Annotated in this window: 24 protein-coding genes; 14 read left to right on the top strand and 10 right to left on the bottom strand. The window is 59.5% G+C overall.

Features of this window, described 5'->3' with window-relative positions; genetic code table 11:
- The 3 genes from J2X43_RS28100 to J2X43_RS28090 form a co-directional block, all read right to left on the bottom strand.
- Positions 1–1269 (bottom strand): cation:proton antiporter, encoded by a 1269-nt coding sequence (locus J2X43_RS28100; RefSeq protein WP_310300440.1) that lies wholly within the window; start codon positions 1267–1269, stop codon positions 1–3.
- Positions 1266–3659 carry an FdhF/YdeP family oxidoreductase gene (locus tag J2X43_RS28095; protein WP_310300437.1) on the bottom strand — a complete coding sequence of 798 codons (2394 nt, stop codon included), beginning with the start codon at positions 3657–3659 and terminating at the stop codon, positions 1266–1268. The genes J2X43_RS28100 and J2X43_RS28095 overlap by 4 nt, the downstream gene beginning before the upstream one ends.
- A gap of 77 nt (positions 3660–3736) precedes the next feature.
- On the bottom strand, positions 3737–4813 hold the full coding sequence (locus J2X43_RS28090; protein WP_310300433.1) for a catalase family protein: 1077 nt from the start codon (positions 4811–4813) through the stop codon (positions 3737–3739).
- 372 nt (positions 4814–5185) lie between these two features.
- On the opposite strand from J2X43_RS28090, the gene J2X43_RS28085 reads away from it, so the two are divergent.
- The 6 genes from J2X43_RS28085 (at position 5186) to J2X43_RS28060 (ending at position 10623) form a co-directional block, all read left to right on the top strand.
- Positions 5186–6235 carry an alpha/beta hydrolase gene (locus J2X43_RS28085; RefSeq protein ID WP_310300430.1) on the top strand — a complete coding sequence of 350 codons (1050 nt, stop codon included), beginning with the start codon at positions 5186–5188 and terminating at the stop codon, positions 6233–6235.
- Positions 6236–6246: 11 nt separating this feature from the next.
- Positions 6247–6765: a DUF4142 domain-containing protein gene (locus J2X43_RS28080; RefSeq protein ID WP_310300426.1), complete on the top strand. Its 519-nt coding sequence runs from the start codon at positions 6247–6249 to the stop codon at positions 6763–6765.
- 168 nt (positions 6766–6933) lie between these two features.
- The gene (locus J2X43_RS28075) at positions 6934–7809 is read left to right on the top strand and encodes an SDR family oxidoreductase (RefSeq protein WP_310300423.1); all 876 of its coding nucleotides are present in this window, start codon (positions 6934–6936) and stop codon (positions 7807–7809) included.
- Between the two features lie 43 nt (positions 7810–7852).
- Entirely contained in the window at positions 7853–9016 is a 1164-nt protein-coding gene (locus J2X43_RS28070) for a zinc-dependent alcohol dehydrogenase (RefSeq protein WP_310300420.1), read from the top strand.
- Positions 9017–9988: 972 nt separating this feature from the next.
- Entirely contained in the window at positions 9989–10111 is a 123-nt protein-coding gene (locus tag J2X43_RS28065) for a hypothetical protein (protein WP_310300418.1), read from the top strand.
- 62 nt (positions 10112–10173) lie between these two features.
- Entirely contained in the window at positions 10174–10623 is a 450-nt protein-coding gene (locus J2X43_RS28060) for a hypothetical protein (RefSeq protein ID WP_310300415.1), read from the top strand.
- 57 nt (positions 10624–10680) lie between these two features.
- Here the strand turns inward: J2X43_RS28060 and J2X43_RS28055 are convergent, their stop codons facing one another.
- From J2X43_RS28055 to J2X43_RS28025, 7 genes are all read right to left on the bottom strand, one after another.
- Positions 10681–11472: an SDR family oxidoreductase gene (locus tag J2X43_RS28055; RefSeq protein ID WP_310300412.1), complete on the bottom strand. Its 792-nt coding sequence runs from the start codon at positions 11470–11472 to the stop codon at positions 10681–10683.
- Positions 11473–11500: 28 nt separating this feature from the next.
- Positions 11501–11710: an SDR family oxidoreductase gene (locus J2X43_RS28050; protein WP_310300409.1), complete on the bottom strand. Its 210-nt coding sequence runs from the start codon at positions 11708–11710 to the stop codon at positions 11501–11503.
- A gap of 57 nt (positions 11711–11767) precedes the next feature.
- The gene (locus J2X43_RS28045; RefSeq protein WP_310300406.1) at positions 11768–12118 is read right to left on the bottom strand and encodes a hypothetical protein; all 351 of its coding nucleotides are present in this window, start codon (positions 12116–12118) and stop codon (positions 11768–11770) included.
- A gap of 67 nt (positions 12119–12185) precedes the next feature.
- Positions 12186–13073 carry a TIGR02587 family membrane protein gene (locus J2X43_RS28040; protein ID WP_112386863.1) on the bottom strand — a complete coding sequence of 296 codons (888 nt, stop codon included), beginning with the start codon at positions 13071–13073 and terminating at the stop codon, positions 12186–12188.
- A complete protein-coding gene (locus J2X43_RS28035) occupies positions 13070–13933 on the bottom strand; it encodes an SDR family oxidoreductase (RefSeq protein WP_310300403.1) in 864 nt (287 codons plus the stop codon). The genes J2X43_RS28040 and J2X43_RS28035 overlap by 4 nt, the downstream gene beginning before the upstream one ends.
- Positions 13934–14086: 153 nt before the next feature.
- A complete protein-coding gene (locus J2X43_RS28030; protein WP_310300401.1) occupies positions 14087–15184 on the bottom strand; it encodes a GSU2403 family nucleotidyltransferase fold protein in 1098 nt (365 codons plus the stop codon).
- A 214-nt stretch (positions 15185–15398) separates the two neighbouring features.
- A complete protein-coding gene (locus J2X43_RS28025; protein ID WP_310300398.1) occupies positions 15399–16031 on the bottom strand; it encodes an SDR family NAD(P)-dependent oxidoreductase in 633 nt (210 codons plus the stop codon).
- 469 nt (positions 16032–16500) lie between these two features.
- On the opposite strand from J2X43_RS28025, the gene J2X43_RS28020 reads away from it, so the two are divergent.
- The 8 genes from J2X43_RS28020 (at position 16501) to dhaL (ending at position 23545) form a co-directional block, all read left to right on the top strand.
- Positions 16501–16734 carry a BrnA antitoxin family protein gene (locus tag J2X43_RS28020; RefSeq protein ID WP_310300396.1) on the top strand — a complete coding sequence of 78 codons (234 nt, stop codon included), beginning with the start codon at positions 16501–16503 and terminating at the stop codon, positions 16732–16734.
- On the top strand, positions 16670–17083 hold the full coding sequence (locus tag J2X43_RS31165; RefSeq protein WP_405049654.1) for a helix-turn-helix domain-containing protein: 414 nt from the start codon (positions 16670–16672) through the stop codon (positions 17081–17083). Before J2X43_RS28020 ends, J2X43_RS31165 begins: the two co-directional genes overlap by 65 nt.
- 333 nt (positions 17084–17416) lie before the next feature.
- Positions 17417–18895, top strand: coding sequence for a sugar ABC transporter ATP-binding protein (locus J2X43_RS28010; protein WP_310300389.1), 1479 nt, complete (start codon positions 17417–17419; stop codon positions 18893–18895).
- Between the two features lie 54 nt (positions 18896–18949).
- Positions 18950–19954: an ABC transporter permease subunit gene (locus tag J2X43_RS28005; protein WP_310300386.1), complete on the top strand. Its 1005-nt coding sequence runs from the start codon at positions 18950–18952 to the stop codon at positions 19952–19954.
- An 84-nt stretch (positions 19955–20038) separates the two neighbouring features.
- A complete protein-coding gene (locus tag J2X43_RS28000) occupies positions 20039–21025 on the top strand; it encodes a substrate-binding domain-containing protein (RefSeq protein ID WP_112386871.1) in 987 nt (328 codons plus the stop codon).
- Positions 21026–21087: 62 nt separating this feature from the next.
- The gene (locus J2X43_RS27995; RefSeq protein WP_112517603.1) at positions 21088–21861 is read left to right on the top strand and encodes an SDR family oxidoreductase; all 774 of its coding nucleotides are present in this window, start codon (positions 21088–21090) and stop codon (positions 21859–21861) included.
- A gap of 33 nt (positions 21862–21894) precedes the next feature.
- Positions 21895–22887, top strand: a complete 993-nt coding sequence (locus tag J2X43_RS27990) for a dihydroxyacetone kinase subunit DhaK (protein WP_310300380.1) — start codon at positions 21895–21897, stop codon at positions 22885–22887.
- A gap of 10 nt (positions 22888–22897) precedes the next feature.
- Positions 22898–23545, top strand: coding sequence for a dihydroxyacetone kinase subunit DhaL (dhaL, locus tag J2X43_RS27985; protein WP_310300377.1), 648 nt, complete (start codon positions 22898–22900; stop codon positions 23543–23545).
- The last annotated feature ends 120 nt before the right edge of the window (positions 23546–23665 follow it).

Here is a 23665-nt window from a genome sequence, read left to right as displayed (position 1 = left end):
CTAACTGGAGATCGTTGTCGATTTCGAAGGATCTAGGCCGCGGCGGCGATCAATCCAGCGCATGACCGGAGTTACCGTCGCGCCATGCATGACGACTGACAGAAGGATGATGACGAACACTGTCGCCCAGACCGTCTCCAGGTTTTCGAACTTCGCCTTGCCGGACGCGTAGGCGAGATAATAGATCGAACCAAGGCCTCGGATGCCGAAGACGGAAACGATCAACTTGTCCGCCCATGGCAGCCGGCAGCCGATCAAGCTCACCCATGCAGCGACCGGTCTGACGACGGCGAGCACGAGAACTGCGACCATGACAATTCGCCAGTCGGTATGCGACAGAAGCGAACCCTCAGCGAGTATCGAGCCGAAGCACACAAGCAACACCATCATCAGCAATCGCTCGATCTGCTCGCCGAAATCGTGCAGATGCCCGTGATACTCGCTCTTGCGCTCGACGCCGCGAAGGGTCAGGGCGGCCACAAAGACTGCCACGAACCCATAACCATGTACGATTTCGGTCGCGCCATAGGCGATACAGGTGAAGCCCAATGCCGCCAGCCCGTCCCCCGTTCTGGCAATGCGACCAGCCTCCGGCATCCGGAAGGTCAGATAACCGAGAAGCCTCCCGACCACCCATCCCATTGCCACACCGGCGGCTAGTTTCCAGACGACATCAAAGGCAAACCAACGCGGGAGCCACCCGAACCCGCCGCCCGGCTGCTGACCGGCGATGGCGATTGCGGCCATGACGAAAGGAAAGCTGAGGCCGTCGTTAAGACCGGCTTCAGATGTTAGCGAGAAGCGGATGGAATCCTCCTCGCCGGTCTGCGGCGGCCCCACCTGTACGTCGGAGGCGAGAACGGGATCGGTCGGGGCGAGGGCGGCACCGAGAAGAATGGAGGAAGCCAAACCCAGGCCAAGTACGCTCCAGCCGACAAGAGCGATCGCTCCGATCGAGAGCGGCATCGCGATACCGAGAAGCCGCCACGTCGCCGACCACCGAAGCAGGCCCAGCGGTCGATCAATCTTGAGGCCGGCACCCATCAGAGCGACGATCAGCACGAATTCCGTGAGGTGCTCGGCCCATTTTATATTTTCTAGAGGGTTAATCGCGGGAAGAGGCGTAAAGGGCGACCAGGCCAGCAGCATGCCGATGGCGAGGCAGCAGATCGGCAGTGACAACGGCAGCCGGCTCAAGGCCATTGGTAGCCAGACGGTCAACAGCACGACGGCGCCGAAAATCAGGAGAGTGACGACATAAGCATTCAATCAACGCTTCCCTCTCGTTGAAAAGCTTCCCTCTTGAGCTCCCGGTCACCAGACACAAATACTGGCCGCTCCATCGCAGTCTCGATTTCCCGAGACCCGAAAGCGTTACGGTGCCCCGACATGATCCGGACGGGAATAGCTTTCGATGCCGGGGTCTTGGACAGTTCGTCATGGTGATCGATCGCGTTGAGCACGTTGCTCTCGGGGTAATATGAGGCGATCGTTCCGATCGGTAGGGCATGCGCCCGCACTTCGAGGCCGGCCAACTCCCGATGTTTGCCGTCTGAAAAATCGCTCACCAGCGTGACCCGCTGCCCTTCGAAGAGGCCTGCCGACGCTATGTCTGCCTTGCACATGAGGACGACATCGCGGGTGCCCTCAATGCCGCGGAACCGATCAGAGTAACCGTAGATCGTCGTGTTAAACTGGTCGTTTGACCGGAGCGTTACGAGCCGGAAGCGACCTTCGGCGGGCGCGAATGACAGCGCGTTCAATCGATCCGGTTTCGTGAAGACGGCCTTTTGCTCCGGTGTGTTCCAAACTCGTTCATGGGCGTCGTTTCCACGATAGAAGCCGCCCGCCTGAAACATGCGGGCATTATAGTCCCTGAAGTCTTCTGGATAGGTCTTCTCGATAAGGTCACGAACGAGGCTGTAGTCCGCTATCCAGTCGTCCCAGCGCAGCCTTGGACCGGGTTCGAGCGTCGCCTTGGCGATGCCGGCGACAATGGCAAGCTCGCTTCGCAGGCATTTTGACGCCGGTGAGCGCTTGCCCGTACTGCCACTAATATGGGAAAAGCTGTCCTCGGTGGTGACAGATTGGTTTCCCGATACTTGCCTGTCGATTTCGGTACGAGACAGGCAGGGGAGAATATAGGCTGTCTTCGCCGGGAAGAGATGGCTGCGATTGAGCTTCGTGGAAACCATGACCGTCAGTTCCTGAGCGGCCCATACCCGTTCCATTTCCAACTGGTCGGGAACGGCGCGAACGAGGTTTCCCCCAAGACTGACGAAGGCCTTGACGGTGCCATCCATGAGGCCCTTCACTGCGTCGACGATCGTCATTCCGTCCTTCATCGGGGGATCGAAATCGAACAGCTCCTTGAGCTTGTCCATCGGGATCAGCTTGGTTTTTTCGGCGATGCCGACAGTGCGCTGGCCCTGGACGTTCGAATGGCCGCGCACCGGACAACAGCCGGCGCCTTCACGGCCTATGTTTCCGCGAAGCAGCAGAAGGTTCACGACCATCGCAACGTTCAAGGCGCCCTGCGCATGCTGGGTAAGACCCATCCCGTAGACGCCAATTACGCTTTTAGCGCCGATATAGACGTCGCCGGCATCGCGCAGCGCGACCTCGGTAAGCCCGCTCTCGCGTTCGATGTCTGGCCACGGTGTTTCCCGCACCATTTCGACGAACTGATCGAAGCCCGTCGTGTGCTCCTCGATGAATTCGAAGTCGACAATACGCGGCTTGTGGTCCGCTACAGCGAGGTCATCGGCTTCGATAATATGCTTGCAAATGCCGAGGATGGCGGCGATGTCGCCGCCCGCCTTGACCTGATGATACTGATCGGAGATCTGCGTCTCGTTTCCTGTCAGCATGTCGATCGGGTTCTGCGGGTTGACGAAGGAGATCAGGCCCTGTTCCAGAACCGGATTGAACGTGACGATTCGGGCGCCTCGCCGCTTTGCGTCCTGGAGCGGATGCAGGAAGCGCGGACTGTTTGATCCTGGATTCTGCCCGAAGAAGAAAAACGCATCGGCCTTCTCGAGATCTTCCCAGACGACGGTACCCACAGGAGATCCGATAACCTTGTTCAGGCCGACGGATGTCGTCTCATGGCACATGTTAGAACTCTGCGGCAGATTGTTGTTGCCATATGAACGGGCAAGCAGCGCGTAGAGATAAGAAGCCTCCAGCCCGGCATGGCCGGACGAGTAGAATACGACACTCTCCTTCTCCAGCCGGTTGAGAATGGTCGCGATGCCTACGAAGGCTTCATCCCATGTCACTTCGACATAGCGGTCGGTGCCGGCTTCGTAGCGAAGGGGATGCGTCAAGCGACCTGTCATCTCCAGATCGTGATCTTTCCACTGCCGAAGCTCGCCAACCGTGTGGTCGTTCCAGAAATCGGGCGTGCAGCGATGCGACGTCAGCTCCCATAGTGTCGCCTTCGCTCCGTTTTCGCAAAACTCGAAGGGATGATAGTTGACGGGCTTCGGCCAGGCGCAGGAGACGCACATGAAACCGCCCGGCTTGTTCTGGCGTGCAAGGGTCTCAAGCGCGGCGGGCGTGGGCGAGCTTTCGCCATAGGTACTGGCTATACCTTTCAGCGAGCCCCAGCCACCGGAGGGACCTTCTGAGTTGGGGTTTGGAATGTTGTCGGCCATGAAGCTTATCCTTGGTGCGTCTCAATGCGAAAAGGCACCGCCTGAAAAGCGGCGCCGGCCGACGGCGGGATGCACGATCAGGAGGCAGGTTCGTGGATTGGGCACCTGTTGAAGCCCGCGCGGAACTTCGCCGAATGCTCATAGGTCGCCTTGCGGGCCCGGTTGATGTTTCCAAGCGGTTCGTGTGCAGCAAGGCCCGTCCAGACACTGAACCTCATTTCTTCGTCGACCTTCTGCACATTGGTTTTAGACCAGCTGTCCTGCGGCACTGCATGTATGGTCGCTACCGCCACGAATGGGGCTTCGTCCTCGTCCCACTGAACCGTCGGATCCTCGACGGGTTGTTTTTCAAGATCGCGACAGAGCTGGACACAAAACTCCCACTCTCCGGACAGATGCCGCATCTCTACTTGTACCGTCTCGCGAATAGCATCCGGCTGGTCTTTCGTGTCGATCTCCTTGCCGGTCAATTCGGTCAGGTCCTTCGAGACCGGGCGAATGCTGAACTTGGCGATATAGTCCCCATAGCGGAACGGTGTCACGCTATAGTAGGTCTCGCCAAGAGGATCGACGTCGGGCGCCCCACCCATCGATCGCACTGTCGGGCTCGACAGGCCCACGGCCTGCAAAGTCGCATTCACGCCCTGCAATACGTTGGACAGGACCTCCTTCGTGCCTTCCATGCGGTCTGTCGTCTTGGCGAGTATTTTCAGACTGCTGAGGAACTTCTTTGCATTCTTTGCCTGGAAGACCGGCCCGTTGACCATGACGAAGTCCTGGGTCGCTCCCTCCGCATCTGGCAGTCGTGCGCCCGGAACCTCGACGACCTTCAGAGCAAGTCCGCGCGGCAGCGAGATGTCATCTGGGAGGATGTCGCCGGCATTCGTTGAGATGCGCATGTAGGTCTTGTAGGCACCAGGGTTCGCAAACAGGCCCTGCGCTAGCTCCGGCGGCAGGCCCCCCTTGACCGTCATCGTGCCTTCAAGGATGCCATGAGCCTTCGCATGCACAGACCGCACGGCATGTCCGTAATCCGCGGCGGTCTTGTTCAAAATGATATCGAACGTCTCGTTGAGCTCCGAGACGGTTTGCTGCTCGTCGCCGTGAAAGGTTTCGACCTCTGGCGTATAAAGGATTGGCGGGTTGAAAGGCATGGGAACTCCTTGCGGGCGCGAGAGTGCTAAAAGTTCGGGAACGGCGAGATGTTCCACAATGCCTGACATCCTTTGAAAAACGTCGTCCGCTCGATGGCGCGCTGTTTCCGGATACGTCCCCTTCGGCAGGTGGAAAGAAATCTGGAGAAGCAGAGCTTTTGACGGTCGACGGAGACGGACGGCGAGCGTCTCGCGGACTTCTCCTGAACTCCGCGGCGAGCTGGCATGGTCTCCCGGTCTTGGGGATAGATCGCGGGCGTATAAAGGTGGACGGACCCGGTTCATCAGGACCACCCGATCCTTTATTCAGGATGAAGGGAACAATGGGCTTTCGCCGAGGTTGGGTGACGTCTTTTAATCGGAAACCAATCAATGACCCCTCGTACCGCCCGAAAGACGGCGCTGCTTTTTGGCACGCTGCTGGCAACCGCCGCCCCCGTATTTGCGCAGGATGCTCCGAAGCCTGCGCCGGAGATGCAGGCCGTGCTCGATAAGCTGGCTGCCCTCGGCTCAAAGCCGTTTTCGACCTTAACCGTGCCGGAAGCTCGTATGCAGGCGAGCCCGGCCGACGCCGCGCGCGCCGTCCAGTGGGACAAGCGCGTATCATCCAATCCCGAAGCGCAGGTGACCACCAAGGATATCGCGATACCGTCGGAGCAAGGCGGCTTGGCCGCGCGCGTCTATATTCCAGGCGGGGAAGGGCCGTTTCCGGTTGTGGTTTACTATCACGGGGGCGGCTGGGTCGTCGCCGACGTCAATGTCTATGACGGCGCGCCGCGTGCGCTTTCGCTCGGCGCCCACGCGATCGTCGTATCGGTCGAATATCGCCATGCACCGGAATACAAGTTTCCGGCAGCCCATAAAGACGCTTGGACCGCCTACAAATGGGTTGTCGAGAACATTCATGAACTGAATGGTAACGCCGACAAGATCGCAGTCGCTGGCGAAAGCGCTGGCGGCAATCTTGCCGCCAACGTTGCGCTGATGGCGAAGGAGATGAAGACCAAGAACCCGGTCCACCAACTTCTGGTCTATCCGGTGGCGGGCAACGACATGGACACGCCCTCCTACAAGGAAAACGCCAACGCCAAGCCGCTCGGCAAGGCCGACATGGAGTGGTTCGTCAAGAACACCGTCACGTCGATGGACGACGCCAGGGATCCCCGCATCAATCTCAACGGACGCTCGGACCTTGCCGGCGTCGCGCCGGCGACCGTGATCCTGGCGCAGATCGATCCGCTGCGGTCCGACGGCGAGACCTATGCCGCAAAGCTCAAGGACGCTGGCGTCTCGGTCGACATCAAGACGTTCGATGGCGTCACCCACGAGTTCTTCGGCATGGCCAAGGTGGTGCCTCAGGCAAAGCAGGCCATGGACATGGCCGTTGCCGATCTGACCGCCGCATTTGACAAGGCCAAGTAAGGAATGCCGACATGAAAAAGATGATTTCTGCCTCGCTCGTTGCGTTCTCCCTGCTGATGTCCACCGCGAGTTTCGCTGCCATGCCAAAAAGCGCCGACACCGTCGCTGCTCCGATGAACGTCGACAAGGGCTCCTTCGTGAAGGTCGTCACGAGTGCCAATGCCTTCGAGATCGAATCCAGCAAGCTCGCCGAGGAAAAGGCGAGGGATGGCGACGTCAAAGACTTCGCCAAGCAGATGATCGCAGATCATACAAAAGCGGCCGAAGGTCTGAAGAAAGCCGCCAAGCTCGGTGACGAGCCGCCGGTGCTCGCGCCGAAACACCAGGCCATGCTTGACACCCTAAAGGGTGCCTCGGGCGAGGATTTCCAGGCGCTTTACATAGAGATGCAGGCGTCCGCGCACATGGATGCGGTGACACTCTTCGCGACCTACGCGAAGGGCGGGGACGATGCTGCCGTCAAGCAATTTGCGGCAGAGACGCTGCCTAAGCTCGAGATGCACGTAATGAAGCTCGTGGCCGCGCACTGAACGTTCCCAGACCGCGGCCGGCAATCCGTTGTCTGTGGTCTGCATGGGAAAACAATGAAGAGCATTCTCCATTTGACGCGTCGGTCAGTTCTTGCGGCGACGACCGCTACTTTTGCCGCCGCCGCGCTCCCGGCGCAATCGTAAGCCCGATCGAAGGAATCAACATCCATGGAAGACCCGACCACGAAATATCCGAAGCCGCCTTTCCAGCGCCAGTCGCAGCCTTTTCCGGGCCTTGCCGGCAAGATGGACCCAAAACCGGATAACGGCGAGACAAGTTATAAAGGCTCGGGTAGGCTCGCCGGGCGCAAGGCGTTGATCACCGGCGGCGATTCCGGAATGGGCCGGGCGGCTGCGATTGCTTATGCCCGCGAAGGCGCGGATGTTGCCATCAACTATCTTCCTGACGAAGAGTTCGACGCCAAGGAAGTTATCGCGCTCATTGAAAAAGAAGGACGAAAGGGCGTGGCATTGCCTGGCGACCTTCGCGATCAGGCTTTCTGCGAGAAGCTTATCGAGGATGCGGTGAAGGGGCTGGGCGGTTTTGATATCTTCGTCAGCAACGCGGGACGCCAGCAGCAGGCGGGAATGTTGTCGGAGATCACTTCCGATGCCTTCGACGCGACGATCAAGACCAACATCTACGCGATGTTCTGGCTGACGAAGGCCGCGCTCAAACATTTGCAGCCTGGTTCGGCCATCATTATCACGACGTCTGAGCAGGCATACGACCCCTCCGAGGACTTGGTCGACTACGCGATGACCAAGGCTGCCGGCATGAACTTCACAAAGTCGATGGCCAAGCAGCTCGGGCCGAAGGGCATCCGGGTCAACGGCGTGGCGCCGGGACCGATCTGGACACCGCTGCAAGTGGCCGGCGGCGCGACGATGGAAAAACTGGAACAGTTCGGTGGCAAGACGCCGATGGGTCGTCCAGGCCAGCCGGCCGAACTCGCCTCGATTTACGTTCAGCTTGCCGATCCCTCGGCCAGTTACGCAACAGGGCAGGTGTATGGCGCGGCCGGCGGTGGCGGCCAGCCCTAAATCCTAAACGATGATCCAAGAAAAACGCGCAGAGGAGAACGACATGAAGGCTTTAACCTGGCACGGTAGCGGAGACATCCGTTGTGAAGAAGTCGACGATCCGATTATCCAGAACGAGCGCGATGCGATCATCAAGGTGACGAGCTGCGCCATCTGCGGCTCCGACCTGCACCTGTACGGCGGTTTCGTTCCAGGCATGCATGCAGGCGACGTTATGGGCCACGAGACGATGGGCGAGGTCGTCGAGGTCGGTCGCGGCAATTCCAAACTCAAGGTTGGCGACCGCGTCGTCGTTCCCTTCACGATTTCCTGCGGCGAGTGCTCGATGTGCCAACGCAGCCTGTTTTCGTTGTGCCAGCGGTCGAATCCGTCCGGCGCTAAACAGGCCGAGCAGATCGGTTATCCGACTGCAGGGCTTTTCGGCTATTCCGACATGTACGGCCGGTTCCCCGGCGGGCAGGCGCAATATCTGCGCGTGCCCTTTGCCGATGTCGGCCCTATCAAGGTGCCAGACGGTTTAAGTGATGAGCAGGTTCTCTTCCTCTCCGATATCTTCCCGACCGGCTACATGGCGGCGGAAAATTGCGACATTCAACCGGGGCAGACGGTCGCCGTTTTCGGATGCGGTCCCGTCGGCCTCTTTGCAATCAAATCGGCGTTCCTCCTGGGCGCCGAACGCGTCATTGCGGTCGACACCGTGCCCGAGCGTCTGGCGCTGGCGCGTCAGGCGGGTGCCGAAACGCTCGATTACACAGACGACGACCTTCAGCAAAAAATCGTCGAGATGACGGGTGGGCAGGGGCCGGACGCCGTGATCGAGGCAGTCGGGCTGGAGAGCCACGGCGCCGGTGGAATGATGGAGAGCCTGCAGACCAAACTGACATCAACGGAGCGGCCTTACGCCTTGAGCCAAGCGATCCTCGCGTGCCGTCCAGGCGGCACCGTGTCGCTCCCGGGTGTTTTCGTAGGACCGGCCGTGCCCGCACCGCTCGGCGCACTCGTTGCTAAGGGCCTGACACTGAAGACCGGCCAGACCCATGTGCAACGCTATCTCGAACCGCTAATGAAGCTGATCATCGACGGAAAAATCGACCCGTCCTTCCTGATTACGCATCGCATCGGTCTTGAAGAGGGGCCGGATGCCTACAAAACCTTTCGTGATAAGCAAGACGGCTGCGTTAAGGTTGTCATCCGGCCAAACGGTTAAACTGCCGATCTTTCCCACTCCAGTGTTGGAGGCCATCGTTCGTCGGCGCGTACGCCCTGTTTGTCGAGCTTCGTCAGCATAGCTGGCGCCCTGAGCGCGCTCCTTCCCTGCGCTTCGGAAAGCTGTTTTTTGCCTGCTCCGTGTATGGTTTCCCTCGTTTGCACGGCTAACCGCGCTGATCGAGTTCGAACGCGAATACGCTGACGAGGAGAACGTACAGGGCATCAGGCTTAACCGTGTTTCGGCCGCGCGGAGCTGCCTCTCGTGAAAGTCGGCGTCGTCCTTGCGTTCCTGGTCGCCGTCCAAGTACGCGCAGATCCGTAGGGCCTGCTCTTCCGTCACCACTACAGGTGGAGCAGAGCGGTCAGGAAGGCCGTGGCCGCTCTGGAGAGCGAAAATTTTTCGGCCGGTGTTGGGATACCGTCAAATCTTCTATTTGGATGTCGCCGGTCGCAGTGGAAGATGTGTGGCTCTGGCGATTTCGAACTTCCGCTCTTTCTTCTTGTCTCGACCGCGCTCGCACCGTCCGGCTACGGCGAAATCTCGTCGTCGGACTGCAGCTCGTCGATGTTCAAGCAACGGCTTCAGTCCGTGATTGTTTCACTCCCGGTTGGCCGTCTGCGGGGCGGGGATACGACTCTTGGGATCTGCACGGCCAGTCTTCGAATCGGCCTCGGTCAAGCCGTCTCCGGCTACGCGGCTGGTGCCCATGTTCACGGGCGGAGCCCGGCGGTCGTCTATGCTTGAGTGAGGAATTGCTTCGTCCTGCCTGTCTTTGTTCAAGGTCCTCGGGAGAAGCTCGTCGGAATTGGGGATCGATTTCGTGATCATTGCAGGTCTCCTTCTGAATTCTGAAGGAGAACTCCGGCAGCAAGACCAAGTTCCTCGATCAGACAGGCAAAGGCGACACGGCGCGCGGGGTGTTGGAACCAGCGAGCCTTACGACGGTTCTATTGGTATAGGAGATTCCTGATGAAGGTCGTTCTGATCGCCACTTCGATCATCGTGCTCATGCTGGCAGTCCTTGCCGCCAATTTGCTGCCTTCCCGCCACGAGGCTTCCTATCCGAGGCCGTACGACATCACGCGACGATAGATTATGCAAGCCACTCGGCATTTCGCCGCGGCCAATCCCAGACCTTTGCCAGGGAGACCTGAATGTTCCAGACAACCTCTAACCTAAAGACGCTGCGCGAGGCCCTTTCAGACCATATGGAGCTTTCCGAATATTTCCTGGGAATGCATGCCTTCTGTGATGGCGAGGTCGTCTTTGCCCGAGATGTTGTCCAGGTGAACATGGAGTTTTCTCCGTTCCCGGTTGACTTCGAAAACCTTTGGGGCTGGCTGCGGGAGCAGATTAGGGGTTCTCCCGCGCAGGAAACCTTCGCCTATGAGACAACCTTCGGTATCGAGGACGAAGACGACCCCGTCATGGAGAAACTCATCGAAATGACCCAAAGGTCGGCGAACACGATCTGGATGATCGATCTTGCGCACCAGGAGACGCCGGAGGCCGGCCGCCGGTTCGTCATCGTCACCGCGCCTGACAAAAATCGAGCACAGGAATTTCGCGACGAGTTCCACGGTAGGGACGTCGCGGTTTCATGACGAGAGGAAGCCTGTGCTGTTCGCAGAGGCCCTGGTTGGCTTGGGCTTGTCTGATCTTCAGAGCGTGTCGATAAGGCCGCCGTCCACGCGCACCGAAGCCCCAGTCGTGGCTGATGCCAATGGCGAGGACAGATAGGTGACGATATTCGCGATCTCCTCGACGCTGGCCGCGCGCTGAATGAGGGAGCTGCTCCGGTGCTGCTTGACGAAGTCGGCAGCGACCTCCTCAATCGACTTTCCTGTCTTTTCGCGCTCGGCGGCAAGCATTGCTTCGACGCCTTCTGAAAGGGTGGGACCAGGAAGAACCGAGTTTACGGTAACTCCAGTGCCTGCCATTCGTTTGGCAAGCCCGCGCGCGACAGCGATGTCGGCCGTCTTGCTGACGCCGTAGTGGATCATTTCCACCGGAATGTTGAAGCCGGATTCCGATGCGATGAAGATGACGCGGCCCCAGTTTGCTTCTTGCATGCCTGGGAGATAGGCGCGGGACAGCCGGACTGCAGACATGACGTTCACCTGCCAGTGACGGTCCCATACCTCGTCCGTGGTGTCGAAGAAATCGCTTGGCTGGAAGATACCGGCATTGTTGATGAGGATGTCGACCAGCGGCACCTTTGCCACGAGTTTTGCGCACCCTTCGGCGGTGGCGAGATCGGCCGCCACCCCCGTGACACTGCCTTTGGCGCCTTCGCTTCTCAGCCGTCCTGCTGCTTTCTCGGTCTTGCCTTCGGACCTGCCGTTGACAACGACGTCCGCGCCGGCTCTGGCGAGCTGACGGGCGATGGCGTAGCCTATGCCCTCCGTGGACCCAGTCACCAGAGCGGTCTTGCCTTTGAGATCGATTTGCATGTTCCGCTCCTGTGAAGTTGGGTACCGGTTAAAGATTGCTCATGCCGCCGTCGATAACGAGCTCGCTGCCGACGATATAGGAGGCTTCGTCAGATGCGAAGAAGACCACGGTCTTTGCAACCTCCGACACGTTGATTCGTAAAGGCGTCGACCCGACCAGCTGATGCCGGCATCCGTGAAAGATATCGATCGGCTCGATTATCGCACGCACCAATGCCCCGAACCCCGCAAAGATCATCCCGCGTTCAGCCCTGGAACTGAGCTGAAAGCAATCGAACTTGCCGCGTGATCAGCTTTACGGCTCGTTGTAGGCCGAGGCTTTGACAACCACCGTCTTTCCGGCAGGGTTATTCTCGAAGATCAAACCGCCCCTCGTTTTGGACCGGCCTGGAACATAGGCAAGCACGGTTTCGACACTCTCGATGATGGCTTTTCCGTCCTGTAGTTCACCTCGCACCGTCACGTCGGCGGCCGTGGCGCTGGCCTTGTTGCTCATTTCGAACAAAACCTGATAGCCGGTGCTGCGTTGTTCCGTCCGGACGACAGCCGCCTCAAGGTCAGGAGAGCTGTCTTTATCCATCAGCGCGTCCTTGCCGATCCAGGTAATCAGCACGATCACGAGGGCTGCCGAGACGAGGCCGGTCAACCATTCAATCCAATGCGGTTCGGCATTTTCGATGTTTGAAGATCTCGATATCTTGGTCATGCCTGCCTCATAAAATCAGCCGCGCAGCAGCCGCGCCAATAGCGCCCGGGAAACTCAAGATCACAGTTGTCATCAACGCCTGTGTCGTAGAAGTGTCGTCGATCCGGTGAAACGTCCACAGACAAAAGCCGCTGATAGCGAGAGCGATGACATAGCCTGGCAGGGTGAAGCGGACAAAGGCGTGCCACCCAGGCGTCCCCTCGGCAAGGTCATGGCTTCCGTGGAACGACAGGGTGTAGACGAAGCCATGCATTATCGCCAGAGACGCCACGATGATAGCCAATGCGTGCCAGGGCGACATTTTGTAGGAGAGGAGGATCATTTCCTCGGTCGGCGCCACATTAAGCGCGAGGAAAAGGGCGCCGACAGCCATCAAGAACAGTTCGCCTGCATAGCTCGTCTCCCGGCTATCCACCGGGTCATCTCCGTCACCGTGATCATCAATCTCATCGGACTGCCCGCCAAGCTGGCTGCGCCCCAGCATTGCTCCGATGCTCGACGGCACTGCCTGGATGGCAATCATGCCGATGACCTCATGCGCAGACTGGTCATTCCGGAGGATGCCCATTGCGGACAAGATAAGAGCACTGCAGACGATGCCAAGGCCGTAGGCGATGCTCGCGTCTCGGACCGCTTCGCTCCAGGTAGACGTTGTCTCGAAGCCAATGCGGTCAGACAGAAAGATGAGCAGCGGGATATTGATGACGAGGAGAAGCAGCAGTCTCGTGCGGTCCATGTAGAACCCGAGTTCCCACATCTCCATAGTCATCAGCATCGGCAGGGCAAAAAGCAGTGCGCCTGCAAAACCGCGCGCTATTCCAGCGGCGAACTCTAGACTGTCGAATTTCGGCTGGGTTTTGCCCCTGAGCTTTTCTGACGACGGTGCCGCGCTCAAATCATGATCTCGCCGCCCGTGACCGGAATAATGGCGCCGGTCATATAGCTACCCTCAGCCGAGGCCAGCAACACATATGCCCCGGCGAGTTCGGCCGGTTGGCCAGCGCGGCCAATCAGCGTCTTTTTGCCGAAATCCTGAGTCTTATCTGGCGGCATGGTCGAAGGGATAAGAGGCGTCCAGATCGGGCCGGGGGCGACCGCGTTCACGCGTATGCCCTTTTCCGCCAACATTTCGGCAAGGCCCGCGGTGAAGTTCGAAACCGCGCCTTTGGTGGAGGCATAGGCCAGAAGATGGGAGGAGGGTTGGCGCGATTGGATGGACGTGGTGTTGATAATGCTGGCGCCAGGCTTCATGTGAGGCACGGCAGCCTTGGCGAGGAAGAAAGGGGCATATATGTTCGTGCGAAACGTCTCGTCCCATTCCTCCTCGGTGATGTCGCCGATTGCAGCGTAGGTGCGCTGGAAGGCTGCGTTGTTGACAAGAATATCGATGCCTCCGAACTCCCTGACGGTTCGTTCGACGAGAGCAATGCAGTGACTTTCTGAGGTGATATCGCCGGCAACGGCCAAGGCACGGCTACCAGCTTCTTCGACCCATCTCGCCGTTTCCACGGCATCTTCGTCTTCGCTGAGATATGAGATCAGGACATCGGCGCCTTCACGCGCAAAGGCGATCGCCACGGCACGACCGATGCCGGAATCTGCGCCCGTAATCAGCGCTACCTTTCCCTTGAGCCTGCCGCTGCCTTTGTAGCTCTCCTCGCCGTGATCGGGTGCGGGCTTCATCAATCTTGTCAGCCCAGGCGGCGGTTGCTGCTGCTCAGGTTGCGGCGGTATTGGGCGATTGGTTTCCGGCATGGTTGTGTCCTCTCCTTTAGGTGAGAGAACGGACCGGATAGGGCTTGGTTCCACAATCCAGCGAGAGGTATCAGCGGAGTTTGGGCTCGCGCAGCCATTGTCGACCAACGGCGACATGCGTGCGTTCGACCGGGCCTTCGATGCGATCGTATGTCACGGGGAGGGACTATCACCACTCATGACGCCTTCGAGCTGCTGCGGGCCGAGCGCGGCTCTTAAAGCGGCGACGCCGTTTTCAGGTAGCCTGAGAAAGCCTTTTGAGATGCCTTCTTTCCAGGCTGCGCCGCGATCCCACGCCTCTTGCCAGCCATCTGAAACAACGTCGCCCTGTCGCGTTTCAACGAGTGCCTCAAACAGCAGGGCCGACTGAGAAAGGTCCTTGTCGGCCTTTGCTCGCCCCAGCGCATCTCCGAGCCTCCGCGAAGCGACGATGAGCTTATGGACAGCAAAACGCTCCGGAGCAGGAACCAGCACATTCACACCCTCTCGATGCAGGAGAACGGTGCGCACCGGTTCGTAGATGAGGTAGTCGAGAAACCTTAGATTTTCTGCGGAAGCGCCGCCAAGAGCGGGCATCGGCGAGGGCTTGCCCGTGTGTTCGGCTGATCCGCGATTGCCGGTGAGAAATTCCACCCGGTATCCCCTCGCATTCTGGAAGGCGACAACCTTGGCCTTGTCCCCTTGGTGGGGAACCGGGCGAAAGCCGCTATCGATTGACCGGAGGATTTCCAGGACGGGAGGCAGGCTGTCGCCCACCTCCGCCGAAATCGCGAAGTCCTGTGCAAAGTCAGCATCGCCGGTCTGCATGGCCGAGGATGGTAAGCGAACGCCGAGAATGCCTGCATAGGCGCTGAAAGCGACGGGCCCTATTAGAACTGCGCGCAGGCGGAATAACCCTGCATTTGCAAGCGCCTGCGTGACGTCTCCGGCAAACGGATCGGGGCCTGGAAGACCAGCGCGGCGCAATGTGCTTACCATTCGCCTCCGGTCACGAATCGAATTCTTTAGTTCCATGTGGGCATTCACTCGGGCGGTGATCGCTTCATCGTGGTGCGGGCCGACATAGCTTCGCTTGTCTTTGCCGCCAGGAGTGGGCAGGTCGAAGTACCAGTAATTGCGATCCTTGACCGGTACGGTCACGAACCGGCCCTCCAAGGGAAAGTCTGCCTGGAATTGGGCATCGAGCGAGCGCTCGACGAGCTCTGCGAACATTGTCCGGTAGCTAATATCGACTTGTTTGATTTTCGACATGGCCGTTCCTGCTTGTAGCCTTCTCAGCACCGAACCGGAGTTATAATTTTCTGACAAAAACATTATAGCGCCGATACGAGAAGCCAACGGAGGGGTTATAATGATTTGGCAGGAACATTATAACTTGCCCGCGTACAACCTGCGATGGCGTGCACAAGACGCGCGTTGTGACTGTGCGCCTTGTTACATTTGGATATGCCGCGCCCGGACAAGCTCAGGCTGGATTCATGGCCGCGAAGATGCTGTCGAACGTCCCGTCACGCTCGGCCCAGCGGCGGGCTTGATCCCGCTCCAGGAGCAGCTCGCCACGCGGGTGCTGTCCGTTTTCAAGCATGGACATGACCTCGCAGATGTAAGAGGCGAGCGGCATGGCGCGCGGATCGGCTGCTGGAGAAAGGCCGGTCACCTCCGTCCGCACATAGGGCGGGGAAAGTTCGAGAACCTCGATTGGCAACTTCCGCAGCTGATGACGCAACGACGTCAGCCATGAATGCAGCAAGGCCTTGCTGGCGCAGTAGGTGGCAAAATCTGCCCGCGGCAGGAAGGCGAGAGCAGAGCTGGTTGCCATGATGGTGGCATTCCGCTGGGCCTTCAGAACAGGCAGGAAAGCCGCAACAGTGCTAATCACGCCGACAATGTTAGTCTGGATCATGTCCACCGACGATGAGACATTCCATGTGTCGGACGTCATGTCTTCGGTCCGCGAGATTCCGGCATTGGCGATCACCACATTGGGCGTGGGGAAGCGTTCACCACGAAGCTTACAATTGCTCCAGAGGGATGTTTCGTCGCGCGACTGGCGGATGAGCGGCGCTCGTATCCTATTAACTACCCGACTTCCAATCAACAGGAGTATGAATGTTCGAACTTTCGCGACGGCGATATTGTCTGCACGCGGCCGCCTGTTTCAGTGACCACTCCCGACGCGAGCGCGCCGCTATCCGGTCGAAAGCGCAGGACAATCATTGATCGGCAATCGCATCTCGCACTCGAGAGCGTCCATGCCATAAGCCTGCGCAAAATCCGCGCAGAAACTGGCGTCCTTGGCCAGCAGACGGCTCCTCAGGATGCACGGATCGGCTGTTCCCGTCTTCTTCGACGAGTTGTCTCGTTTTCTGCTGCAGGGGCCGCCTACAATCTCACCGGTTTTCTTCCCTGCTCGCACGGAAAACACGGCGGAACCCAGCCGATCCATGCTACATCCGTCCTATCGTGCGCTTCGCGACTGCGCCTAGACGTATCGTCTGATATTTCATGCTCATGACCGAGTGTCTCGGTGAGCGAGCCCTTCTACGCAACAAATTTAAAGGAAATCCATGAACCGCACACCCCGCAGGCCGGCCAATCCGCTCGATGCTGCTGAAGCCCTGTTTAAGCCCGCCACCAAGGCCCCGGCTGCACCTGCAGAACGGCAGGCAATCCCCTCCACCCGGGAACCGGTATCGATCAGGATCGACACCGACGTGCTCGCCTTCTTCCAGGAAGATGGCCCCGGCTGGCAGGACCGCATCAACGCGGCGCTGCGCGAGACCATGGAAGCCAGCCGATGACATCGGTTTCCGCTATGATGGGCCTACCTTCCGTGTCAGGGTGACAATAGATGGCTGGACGGCGCCGGCAGCCCTGACCTATGCACGGATCAGGCGCGTCGAATGCGCTTCTGTTGGCGAGTCTCCGTTGCGATACGTGCACGGCTGGAGGCTGGCTGTCGCTTCCAACCTGTTGCGTAAATCGAACCTGCGCGTCGGCAATATCGGCTGCCACGGCTACGATTCCGAGGCCGCCTTCAGCCGGGCGTTCAAGACCCTGTGCGGCCTGTCGCCACGGCAGGCGCGTTCCACGCCGGCCCAGAGTTCTATCGCGCGCAGTTTGGAGAGCGGGCGACCCCGAAAAGGCTGAAGGCGGCTGTTCTGATCTTTGTATTCACCGATCGATGTTTGATCTCAGTCAGACGACGCTAGCTTCTCCGCAAGCGTATGTGATTGCACTCATCATGTAGTCCGCAGCCGTGAAATTACGGCAACTCGTCAGCAAATGCGGTTCTCTCAGCCGGCCTTACCTGAAAGGGGAGGACGCCGCCTCCGCTCGTCTTCAAGGGATATGCACAAGGTAAATTGCTTGATTGACATTTGTCGAAATGTATTTGACACTTGTAAAAATCGCTCCATTGGAGATGGAGCGTGATGCATGATTGGTCCATCGTGAGATGGCCCGATCGCGGGAGGAACTTGGGTGGAACATCTTCTGGAAGTCGAAGGGCTGGCAAAGTCCTTCAATGGCGTCGCGGCGCTTCGCGACGGCCGGTTTCAGCTCAAGGCTGGATCCGTGCATGCGCTATGCGGTGGCAATGGCGCCGGAAAATCCACCTTCCTCAAGATTTTGATGGGTATCCACAAGCGCGACGCGGGATCTATCCGGCGACGGGGTGTGGACGTGGAATTCTCCGGTCCGGCGGCGGCTTTGGCATCAGGCATCGCGATCATTGAGCAGGAGCTCAGTCCGGTGCCGCACATGACGGTCGCCGAAAACATCTATCTCGGCCGTGAGCCGTCAGGACGTTTCGGCGGCATCGACTTCAAGACCATGAACCAGAATGCGCAGCGGCTGCTGGAGCAACTCGAGTTCAACATCCGCCCGACGCAATTCATGATGAATCTCTCTGTTGCGCAGATGCAGCTGGTCGAAATCGCCAAGGCGTTGAGCCATGACGCTGAAGTGATCTTCATGGACGAGCCGACCTCAGCGATCGGCGAAAAGGAAGCACAGCAACTCTTCAAGACGATCGAACGGTTGAAGGCCGCGGGCAAGGGCGTGGTCTACGTCTCGCACCGTCTGTCGGAGATTTTCCAGATCGCCGACGCCTACACCGTGTTCCGTGACGGTTCGTATATCGGTGCGGGTGACCTTGCCGATATTGATCGCGCGGGACTGATCCGGATGATCGTCGGCCGTGAACTCGGCGAGGAATATATCAAGACCAACACGCCCACCGATGTCACGGGGTTCGAGGTCGTAGGGTTGACGGCGAGCGGCAAGGTCGAGAACGTATCGTTCTCCGTGAAGAAGGGCGAGATTTTCGGCATCTATGGGCTGATGGGGTCCGGCAGATCGGAGATCTTCAACTGCCTCTTCGGTCTCGACCGGATGGATAGGGGCGAGATCAGGCTCGATGGCAAGGCGATCACCGTCAGCAAGCCTGTCGAGGCCATGGAGCAAGGGCTTGCCCTCGTCACCGAGGATCGCAAGCTGACAGGGCTCAATCTCGTCGATAACGTCAGGGGCAACATCGCGCTTGCCAGCCTGCCGGAGTTCAGCCCGGCTTTCGTCATGCGCCGCGGCCGCGAGCAGGCGGCCAGCCAGCAGATGATCGAGCGTTTCGGCATCAAGACCGCACGCGACACCATGGCGGTCTCGGGACTATCAGGCGGCAACCAGCAGAAGGTCGTGCTGGGCAAGTGGTTCCTGCGCAACCCAAAGGTGCTTCTGCTCGACGAACCGACGCGCGGCGTCGATGTCGGCGCCAAGCGCGAAATCTACCGGATCATCTGCGAGTTCGCAGCCACGGGAGGCACGGTGGTGATGATTTCATCGGAGATAGACGAGGTGCTCGGCATGTCCGACCGCATTCTCGTGATGCGCAACGGCCGCTCGGCGGGCGTCTACCCGCGGGTGGAAACCGACGCGCAAGCGCTGGTGCATCTGTCGACGTAACAGGTGCGCCGCGAATTTCTCAATACGGATCGGCATGGGAAGAGGTTAGAAACAGTGTCCCTTACAGATAACAAACCAACGACGGGCTGGTTCAACTCGGATCGCCGCAGGCTGCTCATCCAGGAATATGGCATCTTCTTCGCCTTCCTACTCTTGTCCGTGATCCTGTCGGTGTCGAACGAGTACTTCCTAACAGCCGGCAACATCTCGAACGTGCTGCTGCAGACATCCATCAACGGCGTGCTGGCGATCGGCATGACCTTCGTCATCCTGACGCGTGGTATCGATCTGTCGGTCGGTTCGGTGGTGGCGCTTGCCGGCATCGTCAGCGCCAGCTTCGTCACGACGTCGGCAACGGCCGGCATTGCGGGTGCCCCGTACCCTGCCATCGTCGCATTGATTGCCGGTATCGCGGTCGGTCTGGCCTGTGGCGCTGTCGTCGGCTTCATCGTCTCGCGCTTTGCCGTCCCGGCCTTCGTCGCCACGCTCGGCATGTTGTCGGCAGCGCGCGGCATGACGCTGATCTATGGTGGCGGCAAGCCTGTCCCGGCGCTGATCCCCGAGTTCCGCTGGATAGGTACCGGAAACATTCTCGGCGTGCCGATGCCGGTGGTAATCCTGGCCGTCGTCTTCATCGTGTCCTGGTGGGTTCTGACTCGCACCCGCTTTGGCCGCTACATCTACGCGGTCGGCGGCAATCCGCATGCGGCGATTACCTCCGGGATCAACGTCACCCGCATCCGTTTCACGGTCTACTGCATCTCGGGCTCGCTCGCCGGTCTCGCCGGAATGATGCTCTCGGCCCGCACGGGATCTGCGCTGCCGCAAGCCGGTATCGCCTACGAGCTCGATGCCATCGCGGCCGTCGTCATTGGCGGCACCAGCCTCTCGGGCGGTGTTGGCCGGGTGACGGGAACGCTGATCGGGGCGCTGATCATCGGCGTCATGAACAACGGTCTCGATCTGCTCGGTATCCAATCCTACTACCAGCAGGTGCTCAAGGGCGCGCTTATCGTCGGCGCCGTCATGCTGGATCAGAAGCGAAATCAAGGTCTCTGACCTCATCATTCGGATCGCATCCGCGGTCCGTCGACCAACCGCGCGTCATAACGGCGACCGGATATCTCTATGGAGGAGAAAAACATGAAGAAACTGATGCTCGCCCTCGTCGCCAGCGCTGCGATCCTTGCCGCGCCAGCAATGGCGCAGGACAAGAAGCTGAAGATCGGTGCAACGACCTACGGCCTCAATGCCGAATTCATGCAGATCTGGTCGGCCGCGCTGAAGCAGCATCCGGCGGTCAAGAGCGGCCAGGTGGAGCTGACGGTATTCGACGGCCGCTATGATGCGCTGGTCCAGCAGGAACAGTTCAACACCATGATCACCCAGAAGTTCGACGCTATCATCTTTGTGCCGATGGACGTCGAGGCGGGTGCCGCAGCTGTTCAGGCCGCCCACGATGCCGGCATCCCGGTCGTCGGGTCCAACGCCCGCGTCAACTCCGATCTCCTGACCTCCTACGTCGGATCGAACGACGTCGAGGCCGGTGAACTGGAAGCCAAGGCCGTTCTCGACAAGATGGGTTGCAAGGGTAACCTCGTCATCCTCGAGGGCCCGATCGGCCAGTCCGGTCAGATCCAGCGCCTCGAAGGCAACGAGAAGGCGCTGAAGGCGTGCCCTGACGTCAAGGTTCTCGAAAAGCAGACAGCCAATTGGTCGCGTGCGGAAGCCCAGACCCTGATGGAGAACTGGCTGACATCGCATCCCGGCCAGATCAACGGCGTCATCGGCCAGAACGACGAAATGGCGCTCGGCGCTATTGAAGCGATCAAGGCCGCCAACCTGAAGGTCGAAGACTTCGCGATCGCTGGCGTCGATGGCGTTACCGATGCGATCAATGCCGTCAAGCGTGGCGAGATGGCATCGATCCTGCAGGACGCCAACGCACAGGCACAGGGTGCTCTCGACGTGGCCATCAAGGCTGCGAACAAGGACGCCAAGCCGGAATCGGCGATCTGGACCCAGTATCCTGACATGAAGTGGGAAGAGGGCGCATCCAAGGACTACCTCGTCCCGTGGACGCCGGTCACCAAGGAAAATGCCGACAAGCTGCTCGAATCCCGCAAGTAAAAAATGCACCGCCGGGGCGGCGTCGCGCCGCCCCGGCATCCACATCGCAAAGGCTTGAAGAGATGACAGACACTTCTCCCCAGATTGACCTCAATTTCCCCCTGACCGGCAAGATCGCTGTCGTCACGGGTGCCGCGTCCGGGATCGGCTCGGCGATATCCGATGCATTGACGGCAAAGGGCGCCACGGTCGCTGTCCTGGATATCAATGCCGATATCGCCAGCGCCAAGGCAGCTTCGCTTGGTCATGGGGCTAAATTCTTCGTCTGTGACGTCTCGCAGCCTGATTCCGTCAATCGCGCCATATCCGACGTGGTCGCCGCTTTCGGCCAGATAGACATTGCCGTCAACAGCGCCGGCGTCGTGTTCCTGGCGCCTGCAGAAGACCTGTCGCTCGACTATTGGGACAAGACGATCAACATCAATCTCAAGGGCAGCTTTCTTGTCACGCAGGCTGCCGGCCGCGCCATGATCGCCGCCGGTAAAGGCGGCAAGATCATCAATCTTGCGTCGCAGGCTGGCACCGTGGCCATTGAAGAGCACGTGGCTTATTGCGCCTCGAAATTCGGCGTCATCGGTATGTCGAAGACCTTTGCCGCCGAATGGGGCAAGTACGGCATAACCGTCAACACTATCTCGCCAACTGTGGTCCTGACCGAACTCGGCAAGAAGGCCTGGGCGGGCGAAAAGGGGGAGGCCGCCAAGAAGCGGATCCCCACCGGCCGCTTCGCTTATCCCGAGGAAATCGCTGCCGCTGCTGTCTTTCTGGTTTCGGACGGCGCGAACATGATCAACGGCGCCGATCTTCTGATCGACGGCGGCTACACCATTCTCTGAGCCGGAGCGCCAGGACATTTTTAAGGAGATCCCATGCAGCGGTTCGTCAACAATCCCGATCTCGTCGTCGAGGATACAGTCAAGGGCTTCATCAAGGCCCACTCCGATATCGTACGGCTTGCCGAAAACCCGCGTGTTGTCGTCGCCAAGAACGCGCCTGTGAATGGCAAGGTTGGCGTGATCACGGGTGGCGGTTCTGGCCACGAGCCCGGTTTCATGGGCTACACTGGCAAGAACATGCTGGACGCCGTCGCCGTGGGCGAGCTGTTCTCGTCGCCGACCGCCAAGAGCTTCCACGATGCAATTCGCGAAGCCAATGGCGGCGCGGGCGTCGTCTGCCTCTATGGAAACTATGCTGGCGACAATATGAACGTGAAGATGGCGACCAAACTTGCCGCCAAGGACGGCATCGAGGTCGCGACCGTCGTTGCCAATGACGACGTCTGCTCGGCACCGCTGTCGGAACGCGAAAAGCGCCGGGGCGTTGCGGGCGAGATCTTCATGTGGAAGATCGGCAGTGCCAAGGCCACCAAGGGCGGCAGTCTCGAAGAGGTTCGCGCCGCGGCGCAGAAGGCGATCGACAACTGCCGCTCGATCGGCGTCGGTCTCGGTCCTTGCACCTTGCCGGCCGTCGGTCATCCGAATTTCCAGATCGAGCCGGGTACGATGGAAGTCGGCATCGGCCACCACGGCGAGCCTGGCGTGCGCGTCGAGCCGCTCAAGACTGCGGTCGAGGTGGCCAAGGACATGTGCAAGATCGTGCTCGACGATCACAATCTTCCGGAAGGCACCGAGGTTGCTGTTCTTGTCTCTGGCCTGGGCGCCACGCCGCTCAATGAACTCTACATTCTCAACGACACGATCGAGAGCGAGATCAGCGGCCGAGGTCTCGTTGTCTACAAAACCTATGTCGGCAATTACTTCACGTCGCTTGAGATGGTTGGCGCGACGCTGACGGTCTTTGCGCTCGATGACGAGACGAAGCCGCTGCTCGACCTCGAAACGTCCTGCACAATCTTGCTCTAGGGAACGCTACATGCAAAGTTTCAAGAATGCCTCGGCGGGCGCCATCGTTCTTTCGGTGGCCGACCGTATCGTTGAAAACCGGGCCTATCTCAGCGAGATCGATGGCAAGATTGGCGACGGCGACCATGGGGTTAACATGGCGAAGGGGTTCGGCATGGCGGCGGAGCGTCTGAAAGGCCAGGACTCATCGCTCAGCGGCGCGTTCGAGACGCTGGGCACGTTGCTGATGACCGAGATCGGCGGCTCAATGGGCCCGCTCTATGGCGTCATGTTCACCGAATTCGGTGAGACAATCGAGGGCAGGGATGCCGTCGATGCCAAGCTGTTCAGCCAGATGTTGCATGCTGGCCTGGATGGCATTCAGTCGATCGGCTCGGCCAAAGTCGGGGACAAAACGCTGATTGATGCCTTTGTCCCGGCGGTCAATGCTTTCGACGAGGCGACAGCATCCGGAAAGTCTTTTGCCGATGCGCTCGCGGCTTTGGCGGAAGCAGCCGAAAAGGGGCGCGATTCGACGATCGATCTGGTCGCCAAGATCGGCCGCGCCAGCCGCCTGGGCGAACGCTCTCGCGGTGTTCTGGATGCGGGCGCGACCTCCTGTGCCCTCATTCTCAGTGAAATTTCAATCGGTGTTGCCAGCCGGCTTGAGGGCGGCTGATCAGACGGTTTGTCTCCCAAGACAGCGCGGCCTCGCCCCATGGCGGCGGGCCGCGCGCCGCGCGGTTGCAATGCGTTGGTATTGGCGGCATCTTCCCGGCAGATCTAAGCGGGAGTTCAT

Source organism: Rhizobium sp. BE258, assembly GCF_031457345.1.
Lineage (GTDB): Bacteria > Pseudomonadota > Alphaproteobacteria > Rhizobiales > Rhizobiaceae > Rhizobium.
The sequence above is the reverse complement of the archived record's forward strand: the minus strand, read 5'-3'. Positions and strand labels throughout refer to the sequence as shown.